The organism is Amycolatopsis sp. NPDC051758 (assembly GCF_044453095.1).
Lineage (GTDB): Bacteria > Actinomycetota > Actinomycetes > Mycobacteriales > Pseudonocardiaceae > Amycolatopsis.
This window is the reverse complement of the sequence record NZ_JBITCJ010000008.1, coordinates 333,137-347,727: the sequence shown is the minus strand read 5'-3', so window position 1 is coordinate 347,727 and position 14,591 is coordinate 333,137. Positions and strand designations below refer to the sequence as shown.

At 71.6% G+C, this 14,591-nt stretch carries 16 protein-coding genes; 9 read left to right on the top strand and 7 right to left on the bottom strand.

What is annotated here, in order from left to right:
- The first annotated feature begins 301 nt into the window (after nucleotides 1–301).
- Complete coding sequence (locus ACIA5G_RS34700; RefSeq protein ID WP_395930980.1) at nucleotides 302–1,474, top strand: glycoside hydrolase family 64 protein; 1,173 nt, start codon at nucleotides 302–304, stop codon at nucleotides 1,472–1,474.
- Nucleotides 1,475–1,516: 42 nt separating this feature from the next.
- Nucleotides 1,517–1,729, top strand: coding sequence for a hypothetical protein (locus ACIA5G_RS34695; RefSeq protein ID WP_395930978.1), 213 nt, complete (start codon nucleotides 1,517–1,519; stop codon nucleotides 1,727–1,729).
- Between the two features lie 175 nt (nucleotides 1,730–1,904).
- On the opposite strand, the gene ACIA5G_RS34690 is transcribed toward ACIA5G_RS34695, so the two are convergent.
- A complete protein-coding gene (locus ACIA5G_RS34690) occupies nucleotides 1,905–2,408 on the bottom strand; it encodes an ATP-binding protein (protein WP_395930976.1) in 504 nt (167 codons plus the stop codon).
- A gap of 223 nt (nucleotides 2,409–2,631) precedes the next feature.
- Between ACIA5G_RS34690 and rho the strand changes: the two genes are divergently transcribed.
- Nucleotides 2,632–3,693 (top strand): transcription termination factor Rho, encoded by a 1,062-nt coding sequence (gene rho, locus ACIA5G_RS34685; protein WP_395930974.1) that lies wholly within the window; start codon nucleotides 2,632–2,634, stop codon nucleotides 3,691–3,693.
- Between the two features lie 4 nt (nucleotides 3,694–3,697).
- On the opposite strand, the gene ACIA5G_RS34680 is transcribed toward rho, so the two are convergent.
- The 4 genes from ACIA5G_RS34680 to ACIA5G_RS34665 all read right to left on the bottom strand — a co-directional run bounded on the left by ACIA5G_RS34680 (nucleotide 3,698) and on the right by ACIA5G_RS34665 (nucleotide 6,080).
- Entirely contained in the window at nucleotides 3,698–3,871 is a 174-nt protein-coding gene (locus tag ACIA5G_RS34680; protein ID WP_395930972.1) for a hypothetical protein, read from the bottom strand.
- Nucleotides 3,872–4,283: 412 nt separating this feature from the next.
- Nucleotides 4,284–4,484, bottom strand: a complete 201-nt coding sequence (locus ACIA5G_RS34675; protein WP_395930970.1) for a DUF3072 domain-containing protein — start codon at nucleotides 4,482–4,484, stop codon at nucleotides 4,284–4,286.
- A gap of 66 nt (nucleotides 4,485–4,550) precedes the next feature.
- Nucleotides 4,551–4,973 (bottom strand): hypothetical protein, encoded by a 423-nt coding sequence (locus tag ACIA5G_RS34670; protein ID WP_395930968.1) that lies wholly within the window; start codon nucleotides 4,971–4,973, stop codon nucleotides 4,551–4,553.
- A 54-nt stretch (nucleotides 4,974–5,027) separates the two neighbouring features.
- Nucleotides 5,028–6,080, bottom strand: a complete 1,053-nt coding sequence (locus tag ACIA5G_RS34665) for an NlpC/P60 family protein (protein ID WP_395930966.1) — start codon at nucleotides 6,078–6,080, stop codon at nucleotides 5,028–5,030.
- A 363-nt stretch (nucleotides 6,081–6,443) separates the two neighbouring features.
- Here ACIA5G_RS34665 and ACIA5G_RS34660 point away from each other — a divergent pair, with 363 nt between their 5' ends.
- The 5 genes from ACIA5G_RS34660 (at nucleotide 6,444) to ACIA5G_RS34640 (ending at nucleotide 11,515) form a co-directional block, all read left to right on the top strand.
- A complete protein-coding gene (locus ACIA5G_RS34660; protein ID WP_395930964.1) occupies nucleotides 6,444–6,647 on the top strand; it encodes a heavy-metal-associated domain-containing protein in 204 nt (67 codons plus the stop codon).
- A complete protein-coding gene (locus ACIA5G_RS34655) occupies nucleotides 6,644–7,546 on the top strand; it encodes a hypothetical protein (protein ID WP_395930962.1) in 903 nt (300 codons plus the stop codon). The genes ACIA5G_RS34660 and ACIA5G_RS34655 overlap by 4 nt, the downstream gene beginning before the upstream one ends.
- A complete protein-coding gene (locus ACIA5G_RS34650) occupies nucleotides 7,543–9,705 on the top strand; it encodes a heavy metal translocating P-type ATPase (protein ID WP_395930960.1) in 2,163 nt (720 codons plus the stop codon). Before ACIA5G_RS34655 ends, ACIA5G_RS34650 begins: the two co-directional genes overlap by 4 nt.
- 78 nt (nucleotides 9,706–9,783) lie before the next feature.
- Complete coding sequence (locus tag ACIA5G_RS34645; RefSeq protein WP_395930958.1) at nucleotides 9,784–10,614, top strand: peptidoglycan-binding protein; 831 nt, start codon at nucleotides 9,784–9,786, stop codon at nucleotides 10,612–10,614.
- An 85-nt stretch (nucleotides 10,615–10,699) separates the two neighbouring features.
- Nucleotides 10,700–11,515: an LLM class flavin-dependent oxidoreductase gene (locus tag ACIA5G_RS34640; protein WP_395930956.1), complete on the top strand. Its 816-nt coding sequence runs from the start codon at nucleotides 10,700–10,702 to the stop codon at nucleotides 11,513–11,515.
- Here ACIA5G_RS34640 and ACIA5G_RS34635 read toward each other — a convergent pair.
- Nucleotides 11,469–12,416, bottom strand: a complete 948-nt coding sequence (locus ACIA5G_RS34635) for a threonine/serine dehydratase (RefSeq protein ID WP_395930954.1) — start codon at nucleotides 12,414–12,416, stop codon at nucleotides 11,469–11,471. The two genes, ACIA5G_RS34640 and ACIA5G_RS34635, sit on opposite strands and share 47 nt — an antisense overlap.
- An 84-nt stretch (nucleotides 12,417–12,500) precedes the next feature.
- Here ACIA5G_RS34635 and ACIA5G_RS34630 point away from each other — a divergent pair, with 84 nt between their 5' ends.
- Nucleotides 12,501–13,391 carry a LysR family transcriptional regulator gene (locus ACIA5G_RS34630; RefSeq protein WP_395930952.1) on the top strand — a complete coding sequence of 297 codons (891 nt, stop codon included), beginning with the start codon at nucleotides 12,501–12,503 and terminating at the stop codon, nucleotides 13,389–13,391.
- A 227-nt stretch (nucleotides 13,392–13,618) separates the two neighbouring features.
- Here ACIA5G_RS34630 and ACIA5G_RS34625 read toward each other — a convergent pair whose 3' ends face one another.
- Entirely contained in the window at nucleotides 13,619–14,542 is a 924-nt protein-coding gene (locus ACIA5G_RS34625) for a LysR family transcriptional regulator (RefSeq protein ID WP_395930950.1), read from the bottom strand.
- Nucleotides 14,543–14,591: the final 49 nt, after the last annotated feature.

The following is a 14,591-nucleotide window of genomic DNA, read 5'->3' as shown; positions in this document are numbered from 1 at the left end:
GAGCCGAAATCTGGTCGTCCACGACCTGCGAGGCCGTCCACTGTCACCGGACCGGCGTGGTGCCGTCAAGGGGTGTGCCCGGAAGTACTTTCGACCCGGTACGCGGAGGCAGAGCCGCGCGGGTCGCGTTTGGAATTTCCTTGCGCTGGGCAGCGCGCGGGCCGTGGGCTGAGGTGGTCTGGACCTCCTTTCGAGGGGTTGTCAGGCCGGATGCGCGCGGTCATAGTTTGTTCACGTCCACAACGAACTGCGAGAAATGTCCATTGTGGAATACGTTCCCCATCCTCAACGCGGAGGACGCATGATCTCCCGTCGCTCGTTCCTCGGGCTCTCGGCGGCGACGCTCGCCACGGCCACGGTGCTGCCCCTGGCGCGGTCCGCCTACGCCGCCACCCCGGACACCTTCGGGCTCGAGCTGGTGAACAACTCCGGCTCCGGCACCGTGTACGCCTACGTCACCGGCACCACGCCGGACGGGCGGCTGGTGCTGCTGCGCGCCGACGGCACGCCGTACTACCCGGACTCACCGTCCGCGCCGACCACACCGCTGCCGGAGGACTGCGCGATCCCGGTCGCTTCCGGGGCGCAGGTCGCGGTGCCCAAGATGGGCGGGGCGCGGGTGTACGTCGTCACCGACGCGAAGCTGGACTTCTTCCTCGACCCGGGACCGAACCTGGTGCACCCGAGCTTCCTCAACTCCGGTGATGCGAACTTCGGCAAGAACTGGTCGTTCAGCGAGTTCACGTTCAACGACGAGCAGCTGTTCGCCAACATCAGCTACGTCGACTTCGTCGGCATCCCGATGGGGTTGGAGCTGACCACCAGCGGCTCCGGCACAAAAACGGTCAACGGGCTGCCATCGGGCTCGCTGGACGGGATCGCCGCGGAGCTGTCGGCACTGGGCGGGAACTGGCCGGGCCTGGTGCAGACCGGCGGTGGCGGGAACCTGCGGGTGCTGTCGCCGCACCACCACGCCGACCAGTTCGGCGGTTACCTGGACGGCTACATCGACCAGGTGTGGCAGAAGTACGAGGGCACGGACCTCGTGGTGGATTCGCAGAACCCGGGCCTGGGCACCTTCACCGGCCGGGTCAGCGGGGGACAGCTGACCTTCGGCGCCGAATCGTTCGCGAAGCCCGCGACGGCGGACGTGTGGAGCTGCGACAGCGGCCCGTTCGCGATCCCCGGGGGCGCGAGCGACGCGCGCAAGAGCATCGTCCCGCGCCTGGCGGCGGCGCTGAACCGGACGACGTTGCTGGACAACCCGAACCAGCCCACCGCGGAGGACCCGGCGAAGTTCTACCAGGGCGACGTCACCAACCACTACGCCCGCATCGTGCACTCGAAACTGCCGGACAACCGGGGATACGCGTTCCCGTACGACGACGTCAGCCCCGGCCCGGACTTCAGCGGGGCGGTCTTCGCGGGCGACCCGCAGGTGCTCACCATCACCGTCGGCGCCACCCACGGCTGAGGCAGTGCAAAAACTGTCGGTGGTGGCGGCTAGCCTCATCACATGAACACGGACGACGCGACGGTCCCGGCGCACCAGCTCACCAAGGGCCAGTGGTTCTGGCACGAGCCGGCGCCGGGACTGCCCGCGTGGCAGCTGCAGGTGAATTCGGCGGAGCTGGTGGAGGATTCCGTCGAAATCTTCACGACGGACGAGGAGCGGGAGTTGGTTTCTTACCCGAGGAACCGGCTGGTGCGGTTGGCCGGCGCGGCCTGAGGGTGTGAGCTGGCACACTTTTTGGGGTTGAGGGGAAGGCTGCAGCAGGGGGAATTGCTGTAGCTGACGTCCAGGCGAGTCCTGCATCTTCGTGCTTCGGTGCAGGCAAAGCCTTGTGGGGCACTTTCTTCGGCCGGTTTCGGCCACTGGACCCGACGTGCCGGTGTGCCGCGCGTCAGGTGCGGCACTCGGTCCGCAGTGCCGCCGGGTGCCAGGTCATCCGGATTTCCGTTCCGTGGTCACCGGTGTTGATGTCGGACCGGTCCGCCACCTTCTCGATCAGCAGCAGCCCGCGCCCGCCGGAGGTCCGCAGGCCCGGCTGGGGCCGCCGGGTCGCCGGGATGCCGCAGCCGGTGTCGGTCACCGTCACCGTCAGCGCGTCGCCGCTGCGGGTCGCCTGCAGCCGGGCCCAGCCGTGCCCGTCCGGGTAGGCGTGCGCCGCGACGTTCGACAAGGCTTCGTACGTCGCCAGTGTTATGTCGTGCTTGCTGTCCGGGCCCAGCGGGAACTCGCCGAGCCAGCGGGTCAGCTTGCGGCGCAGGTCGGCCATCTCGTTGGGCAGGGCCGGCGCCTGTTCTTCGAAAGTCGAGGCGACCACGGTCCCGGCGGTGACCGGGGACGTGGTCCCGGTTTGGTCGGCGTCCGCGTCGGCGCCGCGGTCCGGGATGTGTCGAGGCACGATCCGCTCCCATCGGTTTGCTTCGTTGGAGGGCTACCCACCGCCACCGGGTCTTACCCGTTGTGCTTCGTGCGGCGGCTCGCTACAGTGATGGTGCTCCTCGCGGATGTCGGCCCTGCGGCCGCCCGGAGGAAGCTCCCGGATCCAGGCCGATCGGCCTCTTTCCACTTTTTCCCGGCCCCGCCGTGCGTGTGCGGGCCGGCCACCTCATCAGGAGACAACCATGTCCTTTCACGGAATCCTTGACCTGTCCGGAAAAACTCCGGTCGTCCGCACCGGCCACGCGCCGTCGCCGGACGACGTCGCCCTGCCGCTTTCCCTCGTGCGCAAGCACAAGCTGCGTCCCGGTGACGAAATCACCGGCACCACCGAGAAGATCACCAGTGTCCACGGCGCCGATCCGGCCGAACCGCGTCCGCACTTCGCCGACCTCGTGCCGGTGCACCCGGACCGGCGGCTGCTGCTGGAAACCACGCCGGGGCGGCTGCTGTCCCGCGTCATCGACCTCGTCACCCCGATCGGCACGGGCCAGCGCGCCCTGGTCGTTTCGCCGCCGAAGGCCGGGAAAACCACGGTGCTGAGCGAAATCGCCCACGGGATCGCGGTCAACCACCCGGAATGCCGGCTGCTGGTGCTGCTCGCCGACGAACGCCCGGAGGAGGTCACCGAGCTGCGCCGGACCGTGCGCGGCGAGGTGATCGCGTCCACTTTCGACCGGCCGCCCGCCGAACACGTGGCGGTGGCGGAACTCGCCGTCGAGCGTGCGAAACGCTTGGTGGAGCGCGGTGAAGACGTGGTGCTGCTGCTCGATTCCCTCACCCGGCTCGGCCGCGCGTACAACCTTTCGGCCCGGCCTTCCGGCCGCACGCTGTCCGGCGGGGTCGACGCGGCCGCGCTGATGCCGATGAAGCGAATCCTCGGCGCCGCGCGGAACGTCGAGGGCGGCGGCTCGCTCACCATCGTCGCGACGGCGTTGGTGGAAACCGGTTCGCTGGCCGACACAGTGTTCTTCGAGGAGCTGAAGAGCACCGGCAACGCCGAGCTCAGGCTCGACCGCAAAACCGCCGAGCGCCGGGTGTTCCCCGCGGTCGACCTCGCCGCCTCCGGGACCCGGCGCGAAGAGCTCCTGGTCACGCCGGGCGAACTCCACGCGATGCACGAGGTCCGGCGCGCGCTGCAGGGACCGCACGCGATCGAGCAGCTGCTCGACCAGCTCCGCAAGACCGGCTCGAACGCCGAGTTCCTGCTCAGGATCACCGGTGCGGCGCTGCCGCAAGCCGCCTGAGCCCTCAGGATTCGCGACGCTCCCGGAGTTCACCGATCACCTTCTGCCCGACACCGTGGGCCGCGTCGGCGCTCTCCGGCGGTTCGCCCTCGCCGGGTTCGTACAGATCGTCTTCCGCCCGCCCCGGGTCCGGCGTGCCGGGCCGCGCGATCTCGGGCTGTTCGTTCGGTTGGGACACTCCCGCGTGTTACCCGCGCAGCGGCGCCGCCAACCCCGCCGGTCATCGTGGCGGCTGGTACGGCATGGCCCGCGGATAGGCCGGGCGTTCGGGCCCCGGTTCAAAGCGGCCACCAGGAAACCGAAGCCGACCACGGCGACGACCAGCGGCGCGGCGCCCGGTGCGACCGCCCACCAGGCTGTCCCGGCGGCCGCCACCAGCCAAGCCACGACAAGAGTGCGCTTCGCAGTGAGCGGATACGGCTTCCGCAGCTCCCGGGCGGCCCCCACGCCGAGCACGAGCACCCCGGCCAGGGTCACGAGCAGCACGGTCAGGTACACGGTGATGTCCTCCTTCGCGGAGTCGGGCATCTCGCGTACCGGTTACCCGCGCTCGTGGCGGCCACGCCGTGGCGCCGCGCACAGCGGCACCCTCAGGCGCCCCGCCCGGTCGTCCGCTGCAGCTCGTCGATGCGTTCCGAGGCCTCAGCCTTCGTGAGACCGTCCGGAACCTCTTCGCCGGCCTCCTGGGCCAGCGTCTGCAGGTACGACTTCTGCGGCCCGGTCATCGGCTCGGCGCCGGTGGTCCACTCACTCGGGTCCTTCTCCGGGTTCGGCTCGACAGCGTCCGTCATGACTCCTCCAATCGAACATCTGTTCGTCCGCGCTCGACTGTAGCGCAGGGGTACGACGATCGCCGGTCACGCGCCGGCGGGGGGAGTGCTCGGCGGACCCGCCTCGTGACCCGGCCGGCCCGGGGTGCGCCGCTCCGCCTTCATCTGCTGTTCCTGCAGGTGGCGGCGGCCGTCGGTGAGGTCGGCCAGCAGTTCGCGCTCGAGGTCGCGGCAGGTCTTGTAGTACCCGTCGTCGTACTCCTCGACCACCTGGAACGTCCACCGATCGGGGAGCACGTTGAGCCCGACGAGCTCTTCGGAGATCCGCCGCGCCCACTCGGCGTGGCCGGCCTGTTCGAGCTGCTTGACGGCGTCGCCGAACGTGAGGTCCGCCCAGCCGGTCAGCTGGTGGAACGAGTAGAGGTGACCGCGGGCCCGCTCGATCGTCTCGAGTGCTTCGGTGACCTTGCCGACGGCATCGAGGGTGGCGGCGTCGTGTTTCTCGACCATGCGCGGAAGATGCCCCGTTCCGGGATCTTTACACCTCGGAACGGGGCATCCGCGTCAGGCCGTGGGGCGCGTCGCGCCCGCGTACTGGCTCTGCAGCGGCGAAATCTTGACCACGTCGCCGCTGGTCGGCGCGTGCACCATCTTGCCGTCGCCGAGGTACATCCCGATGTGGGACACGGGGGAGTAGTAAGCGACCAGGTCACCCGGCTGCAGCTGGTCCCGCGAGACCGACGTGCCGAACCCGGCCTGCGCCGAGGACGTCCGCGGCAAGGAGATGCCGGCCTGCTTGTACGCCCACTGCATCAGGCCCGAGCAGTCGAACGTGCTGGGCCCGGTGGCGCCCCAGACGTACGCGCTGCCGAGCTTGCTCAGCGCCGCGTCGACGGCCTTCTGCGCCGCCGCGGTGGGCGCCTTCACGGTCGGCGGGACGCCGCCCGTGTCCTTCTGGGCGGCCTTGTCCGACGTGCTCAGCGTCCGGCTGGTCGCCTCGAGCTGGTCGATCTGGGCCTGGAGTCCCTTCTTCTTGCCCTCGATGTCCGACGTCAGCTTCGCCGCCGCGTCACGGGCGTCGGTCGCCCGCTTCGCCGCGTCGGTCGCCGTCTTCTCGGCGGCCGTGGCCTTGTCGGCCGCGGTGGTGAGGCCGTCCATCGCGCCGTTCTTCTGGGTCGCGATGACCTCGAGGGCGGCCGAGCGGTCCAGGAAGTCCTGCGTGGACGTGCCGGCCAGCAGCGCCGACAGCTTGTTCATCGCGACGCCGCTGGTGAACGACGCGCCGGCGAACTTGTCCACCTGGGACTGGTACTTCTGCTTCGCCTCGATGGCCTGGGCGCCGGAGTCCTTGGCGGCGGTGACGTCGGCGTTGGCCTTGTCGAGCTGGCCCTGCTTGGCGGCCAGGTCGTCCTGGGCCTTGAGCAGGTCCTCGTTGAGCTTTTCCGCCTGTGCCGCGAGGTCGCGGTACTTGGCGAGGGCGTCCGACCCGGTGGGCGGGGCCTGGAGGGCGGGGATCGGGGCGGCGGTGGCCGGCGGCTGGGCGACGGTGATCACGGTGATCACCGCGGCGGCCGCGAGGGCACCTGACACCACGCGCTTGACGGGATGCGAATGCATTCTCGCGCGGGTCTCCTTTGCTGTTCGGCCGCCGTCGGGCACCGGGCGGCGAGTCGGGGGCCTCGTCCGCGCTGACCTGGCATCGGCCGCGCTCCACCGCATCAGGTGAAGCGCGAAATGGGGTCCGGTCCCCGGCAGGGGGGTATCGGCGGCGATCTCGCGTCGCCGTCTTGGAGACGACCGGGGGCCGCGAGATCTCGGACAGGTTACGAAAAGAACACGACAGCGTCCAGTGGCTGCTCGTTGCCACTCTCCGTGACCGGGAGAAACACGCTTGGACCAGCGGTGTCCGAAATGGGTGTGGCGTGGATTACACCGCGGGTGACACTTGCGTACCCTACCCCCCTAGGGTATCCATGAGGCATGACAGACACGACCTACACCGTCACCGGCATGACCTGCGACCACTGCGCGCGGGCGGTCGAAGAGGAGATCGGCGAGCTCGACGGCGTCACCGGCGTCGCGGTGGACCTGGCCACCGGTGCGGTGACCGTCCGCAGCAGCCGGGAACTGGCCGCCCCGGACGTGCGCGGCGCCGTGGAAGAAGCGGGATACCGGCTGACATGAACACCGCAGCGAAGCTCTCCGCCTACGGTGCGGCGCTCGCCCTGGTCGCCGGGGGCGCCTGGGTGGCCGGCACCGCCGTCGGCCCCTTCCCCGGCCCGGCGGCCGAGGCGCACGGCGGCGAGGAAGCCGCGCACGGGGACGTCCACGGCGGCACCGTCGCGGCGGTCGCGGACCACCAGCCCGGCGGGCTGGCCTCGGCCGCGGGTGGTTACACCCTCACGCCCGCCGGCACGACGCTCACCCCCGGCGCCACCACGAAGTTCACCTTCACCATCACCGGCCCGGACGGCGCCGCGGTGACCGCCTACGACGTCGAGCACGAGAAGCGGATGCACTTCATCGTCGTCCGCCGGGACAACGCCGGTTACCAGCACCTGCACCCGGACCTCGCCGCCGACGGCACCTGGACCGTGCCGGTCACGGTCGCCGACGCGGGCAGCTACCGCGCCTTCGCCGACTTCACGCCGTCCGGTGGTCAGGCCCAGACACTCGGCATCGACCTCGTTGCGCCCGGGCTGTTCCAGCCGGTCGACCACCCGGAGTCGCGCGTCGCCGACGTCGACGGCTACCGCGTCCGGCTCGACGGCGACCTGATCCCCGGCCGCTCGTCCCGGCTCACGGTGACGGTGACCAAGGCCGGCCGGGCGGTGACCGACCTGCAGCCCTACCTGGGCGCGTTCGGCCACCTCGTCGCGCTCCGCGGCGGCGACCTCGGCTACCTGCACGTCCACCCGGACGGCGAGCCCGGTGACGGCAAGACGCCCGCGGGGCCCGGCGTGACGTTCTTCGCCGAGGTGCCCTCCGCCGGGACCTACCGGCTGTTCCTGGACTTCCGCCACGACGGCGTGGTCCGCACCGCCGCGTTCACCGCGGCCACCGGGGCAGGGGACCGGCCATGACGCTGCAGTTCGAAGCGAAGACCGGCGAGATCGAGCTCGCCATCACCGGCATGACCTGCGCGTCCTGCTCGGGACGGATCGAACGCAAGCTCAACAAGCTGGCCGGCGTCACCGCCACCGTCAACTACGCCACGGAGAAGGCGAAGGTCGTCCACACCGGCGACGTCGTCCCGCAGGACCTGGTGGCGCAGGTCGAAGCGGCGGGCTACGGCGCGACCCTGCCCGCCGACGAACCGGAGGAAGTACCGGAAGGAAACCCCACCCGGGTATTGCGGCAGCGGTTGCTGGGCTCCGCGGTGCTCTCGGTCCCGGTGGTCGTGCTGGCGATGGTGCCCGCGTGGCAGTTCACCTACTGGCAGTGGATTTCCCTCACCCTGGCCGCGCCGGTGCTGGTCTGGGGCGCGTGGCCGTTCCACCGGGCCGCGTTCGCCAACCTCCGCCACGGCGCCGCCACGATGGACACGCTGATCTCGATCGGCACGCTCGCCGCGTTCGGCTGGTCGCTGTACGCGCTGCTCTTCGGCACCGCGGGCATGCCGGGCATGACGCACCCGTTCGAATTCACCATCGAGCGGATGGCCGGGGACGGCGCCATCTACCTCGAGGTCGCCGCCGGTGTCACGACGTTCATCCTGGCCGGGCGCTACTTCGAGGCCCGCTCGAAGCGCCGCGCCGGCGCGGCGCTCCGGGCGCTGCTGGACCTCGGCGCGAAGGACGTCGCCGTGCTGCGCGATGGCCGTGAGGTGCGGATCCCGGTCGGCGACCTGGCCGTCGGCGACCGGTTCGTGGTGCGGCCGGGGGAGAAGGTCGCGACCGACGGGGTGGTCGAGGACGGCGGCTCCGCGATCGACGCGAGCCTGCTCACCGGCGAGAGCGTGCCGGTCGAGGTCGGACCCGGGGACACCGTGGCCGGCGCGACCGTCAACGTCGGCGGCCGGCTCGTCGTCCGCGCCACCCGCGTCGGCGCCGACACGCAGCTGGCGCAGACCGCGCGGCTGGTCGAGGAGGCGCAGACCGGCAAGGCCCGCGTGCAGCGGCTCGCGGACCGCGTCTCGGCGGTCTTCGTGCCGATCGTCATCGCGCTGGCCGTGGCGACGCTCGCCTTCTGGCTCGGCGCGGGCGGTTCGCCGTCGGCCGCGTTCACCGCCGCGGTCGCCGTGCTGATCATCGCCTGCCCGTGTGCGCTCGGCCTGGCGACGCCGACGGCGTTGCTGGTCGGCACCGGCCGCGGCGCGCAGCTCGGCATCCTCATCAAGGGCCCTGAGGTCCTCGAGTCGACCCGGCGCGTCGACACCGTGGTGCTGGACAAGACCGGCACCGTCACCACCGGCCGGATGGCGCTGGTCGAGGGGGACGGCGAGGTGCTGCGGCTCGCCGGGGCCGTCGAAGCCGCCTCCGAGCACCCGGTGGCCCGCGCGATCGCGGACGCCGCTCGGGAGCGCTTCGGCGAGCTGCCCGCGGTCACGGACTTCCGCAACACACCCGGGCTCGGTGTCGAAGGTGTGGTCGAGGGGCACACCGTCGCCGTCGGCCGGGCGGAGTTCGTGGGCGGCGAAGCCTCCGATGCCGCCGCGGTGCACGTCGCTTGGGACGGCGAGGTGCGCGGGCGGCTGGTCGTCGCGGACACGGTCAAGCCGACGTCGGCCGAAGCGGTCCGGAAGCTGCGTGAACTCGGCCTGACGCCGATCCTGCTGACCGGGGACCACGCCGGCACGGCCCGGGCGGTGGCCGCCGAGGTCGGGATCGAGCACGTGATCGCCGAGGTGCTGCCGAAGGACAAGGCCGACGTCGTCCGCGGCCTGCAGGCGGACGGCAAGGTCGTCGCGATGGCCGGGGACGGGGTCAACGACGCCGCCGCGCTCGCGCAGGCCGACCTGGGCCTGGCCATGGGCACCGGCACCGACGTCGCGATCGAGGCGGCCGACCTCACGCTCGTGCGCGGTGACCTGCTCGCGGCCGTCGACGCGATCCGGCTCTCCCGCCGGACGCTGCGGACGATCAAGGGAAACCTTTTCTGGGCGTTCGCCTACAACGTCGCCGCGCTGCCGCTGGCCGCCGCCGGCCTGCTGAACCCGATGCTCGCCGGGGCGGCGATGGCGGTCAGCTCGGTCTTCGTCGTCACGAACAGCCTGCGGCTGCGCGGGTTCCGGGCGGGGTGATTGCCCCTTTTGTACGTCCCTTGTATCCGGTCGGGTGATCCTGATGGCCGAAGTGATTCCGACCAGTGGAGGACAGGGATGTTGACGAAGGCCGCCGTGTTGACGGCGCTCACCGCCGCGGCGTTCGCCGTGGCCGCACCGGCTCAGGCCGAGCCCGCGGTCACGGCGGCGCTGCCCACGGCGAACATGGAGGCCGTGCTGAAGGCGGCCCAGATCGACCCGCGCCGCGCCGACGACACCCAGACGCCCGGCGCGCACGACAGCGTCCTGCTGGTCGAGCAGGCGTTGCAGGCGAAGGGGTTGCTCGACAGCAAGTACGTCGACGGCTATTTCGGCACCACCACGATCACCGCGTACTCGACGTACCAGAAGTCGTTGGGCTACACCGGGCTCGACGCGTCGGGCCTGCCGGGCAAGACGTCGCTCGAGAAGCTGGGCGAGGCCCGGTACACGGTGACGAACGCGGTGTCCGCGGGCAGCCGCATCGCCTACCGCGGCGTCACGACCAACACCCGCACCAAGTCGATGCTGCTGGCCGCCGAAGGGATCGCCGGCCTCACGGTCAGCCTCACCCAGGGCGGCTACAACCCGGGCGGCGTCGACGCTTCCGCCGGCACCCACGACGGCGGCGGGGCGCTGGACATCTCGGTGTCGGGCATGTCGTCGACCACCCGCACGAAGCTGTTGACGGCGCTGCGCAAGGTCGGGTTCGCGGCCTGGTACCGCACCCCGGCGCAGGGTTTCGCCTACCACGTCCACGCCGAGGCGATCTCCGACCCGGACCTCTCGTCGGGCGCGCAGCACCAGACGGGCGACTACTACCTGGGCATGAACGGCCTCGCCGGCCGCGGCGCCGACGACGGCCCGTCGGTCACGAAGGTCACCTGGGAGGAGTACCAGCGCGGCTGACACCGGGCGCGCGCCCGGCCGTGGTGGCACGGCCGGGCGCACCGGTGGTTTGATCGGAGGCACCGACACAGCGGGGGTGCGTTCCATGGTGAAGAAGCCGTTCCGGTTCGGCGTGGTCGCGGCGGCCAATGATGCCGCCGGTTGGCTCGCGACCGCCCGGCGCGCCGAGGAGCTCGGCTATTCGACGCTGCTCTCCCCGGACAACCTGAACCTGCCGACCCCGACCGCGTCGCTCGCGGCCGCCGCCGCGGTGACGACCGACCTGCGGGTCGGGTCGTTCGTGCTGGCCAGTCCGCTGCGCACGGCGCGGGCCGCGGCGTGGGAGTCGCACAGCCTCACCGTGGTCACCGGCGGCCGGTTCGAGCTCGGGCTCGGCACCGGGTTGCCGACCATGCGGCAGCAGGCCGAAGAGCTCGGCCTGCCCTACGGCTCCGGGCAGGAGCGCCTCGACTCCATCTCCGAGACCATCGACCACGTCCGGCGGCTCGACGGTGACACGCACACCCCGGTGATGATCGCCGCGGCCGGCCCGAAGGCGCGCCGGCTCGCCGGGGCGAAGGCCGACATCGTCACCCTCGCCGGCGGGGTGCTGACCACCCGGGACGAGACGACCGGCTACGTCCGGGAAATCCGCGAGGCGGCCGGTGACCGGGACATCGAGCTGGCGTTGAACATCTTCGTCGTCGGCGAGCAGGTGCCGCCGTGGATCCGCGGTTTCATCGGCGTCGACGCCGAGACGCTCATCGAGCACGACTCGCTGACCATGATCCGCGGCAGCTTCGACGACATGGCAGCGGAGCTCGAACGCCGTCGCGAAGAGCTGGGCGTCTCCTACTTCAGCGTCAACAGCGCGTTCATCGAAGAGTTCGCGCCGCTGGTGGCGCGGCTGTCGGGGAAGTGAGCGTCGCGGGATCGGTGTTGGCTCCGCAGAGCAGGACGGCGACCCGTTCGCCGGGTGCCGGCCGGTAGGCGCCGCCGGCCAGCGCGGCGTAGGCGGCCGCCCCGCCGGGTTCGACGGCCAGGCGGTAGTGGTCCCACAGCGCGGCCCGGGCGTCGAGGATCGCGGCGTCGTCCACCAGCACCGAACCCACGTCCGTGCGGGTCGCCACCGCGAAGGCGATGTCACCGAGGCGGCTCGCGCCGAGGGAGTCGGCGGCGGCACCGGACACCTCGACGGTGACCGGCTCACCGGCGGCGAGTGCCGCGTTCAGCGTCGGGGCCGTGGCCGGTTCGACGCCGACCACGCGCGCCCGGCCTTCGACCGCCGCGGCGATGCCGGCCAGCAGCCCGCCGCCGCCGACCGCGACCAGGATCGTGTCCAGTCCATCCACCTGCTCCAGGAGTTCCAAACCGATGGTGCCCTGGCCGGCACAGATGTCGGGCTGGTCGTAGGCGTGGCAAAAGAGCGCGCCGGAGTCCGCCGCGTGCTTCACGGCGGCGTCGTAGGCGTCCGCGTACTTGGCACCGACCAGCTCGACGGCCGCGCCCAGTTTCCGCAGCTTCGCGACCTTGACCGCGGGCGCGTTCGCCGGGACGTACACCCGCGCGGTCACCCCGAACTCCCGTGCGGCGTAAGCGATGGCGAGACCGGCGTTGCCGCCGGACGCGGCCACGACTCCGGCGGCCGAGAGCGCACCCGCGGCGATGATCCGGTTGAAGGCGCCGCGGGCCTTGAACGACCCGGTGTGCTGCAGCTGCTCCAGCTTGAACCACACACCGTCGTCCGCCGCGAGCACCGGCGTCCGGCGGATCCGGCCGTGAATCCGCGCGGCCGCCCGCTCGACCTCGGAAGTGCTGATCATGGCACCAGCATGCGCGCGGACCGCCGTAAGCACCAGCGACGTCTCCTATGCTGGCGTTAGCGACGCTTACGGCTGGAGGCCCCCGTGCTCGACGCCCACCGCCTGGCCCTGCTCGCCGAGGTCGCGCACGCCGGATCGATCGCCGGCGCGGCTCGGAGACTCGCCTTCACACCGTCCGCCGTCTCGCAGCAGCTGGCCAAGCTCGAACGCGACGTCGGCGCGAGCCTGCTGCACCGCAACCCGCGCGGCGTCACGCTCACGCCGGTCGGGGAGGCGCTGCTCACCCACGCCGAAACCATCGTCGGGGAGCTGCGCACCGCCGAGCGGACGGTCCGCGCCCTGCTCGACGCGGAGCCGGCGCAGCTCACCGTCGGCACGTTCGCGAGCGCGGGCATGACGCTGGTTCCCACCGCGCTGGCCGGATTCCGCCGCGACCACCCGGCGGTCGCACTGCGGCTGCTGGACCTGGAGCCGCCCGACGGTTACGGCCTGGTCAGCTCACGCGACCTCGACCTGCTGATCACCCACCGCTACCCGGGCGCGCCGCTGCCCGACCCGCGCGGGCTCGAACGTTCCCTGCTGCGCTCGGAGCGGTTCCGCCTGATCCTGCCGGCAGGACATCCGAAGGCCGGCGTCCGCCGACTGACGCTGCGCGCGCTGTCCGGGGAGGACTGGATCTCCGGCAGCCCCGGGGTGCCCAACCGGGCTTGCCTCGAACAGCTCGCCGACGCCGCGGGGGTGCAGTTGCGCGTCGCCTACGAGACCCGGGACTACCAGGTCATCCTGGCGCTGGTCGAGGCCGGGCTGGGGATCGCGTTCGTGCCGGAGAGCGTGCTCGCCCGCGCGGGTTCGGCGCGGATCGAGGTCCGCGACACCACCGACGCACGGCCGGCGCGAGAGATCTTCCTGGTGCACCACAAGCGTCCTGGCCGGTTGGTGACCGAGATGGCCGAACGCCTCAACCGTCCACAGTAGATCCTATCCAGGTTCTCCCGCCCGCACTGCTGATTCTTCCGTGGCGCTCGCCATGAGAGCCGCCACCCACGCGTTGGCGACAAGTCCCAGCACCAGAACGGCCACACCTACGCCCAGTGTCGCAGCAAAGAGCCGGTGGAAGCGACCCCCCAGTTTCCCCTTCGTGGTGCCATCGTCCTTTTGTGCATCACTCGTCCCATTACCGCCGGCACGTTACCGCCGCCGGCTCAGCCGACCGGACGGCCCGCACCCTCGAAGCCCGCCGACGACGCCCGCAGCGCGTCCAGGCAAGCCCGCACCGCGCCGTGGTCCTCCTCGCCCGCCCGGCAGATCGCGTAGATCGTCCGGGTCAGCGCCGGGCGCGTGGTCAGGATGCGGACCCCCTCCGGCAGCCGCTCCCGGGCCAGGCGGGGGACCAGTGCCGCGCCGACGTTGCCCGCCACCAGGGCCAGCTGGGTCGGGTAGCCGCCCACCGTGCAGCTGATCCGGGGCTCCAGCCGCTGCTTCCGCAGCACCTGCACCAGCCACTCGTAACAGCCGGAACCCGCGCTCCAGCCGATCCACGGCAGATCGTCCACTTCGGACAGTTCGACCGTCTTGCGGTGGGCCAGCCGGTGGCCGGCGGGCAGGGCGAGGTCGGCGACGTCGGAGAGCAGCTCGATCCGGGTGGTCGACGGCGGGAGCACCGTCGGGCGGTCCGCCCAGCTCTCCAGCACCGCGACGTCGAGATCACCGGCCAGCACCCGCGGCATCGTCTGCTCCGCCTCACCCTCGTGCAGCGTCACCGCCAGGCGCGGGTGCTGCGCGGCGAGCGTGGCCAGCGCGGGCGGCAGGAGCGCGTGCACCGTGGTCGGGATCGCGCCGACCCGCAGCGGCCCGATGACGTCTTCGCGCAGCAGCTCCAGATCCGCCTTCGCCTCGGCGACCTGCGCGAGGATCCGTTCGGCGTGCCCGGCCAGCACCTGGCCCGCCTTCGTCAGCCGGACGCCGCGGCCGCGCGGCTCGAGCAGCGGCTGGCCGGCTTCGCGCTCCAGCTTGGCCAGCTGCTGCGACACCCCGGACGGCGTGACGTGCAGAGACGTGGCCGCCGCGGCGACCGAGCCCTGGGTGGCGACGGCGTGCAGCGCACGCATCCGCTCGAGTCCGAACACGGTAGTAATGCTACCGGAATCCACGCAGAAACATTCGCTTGTCCTTGAC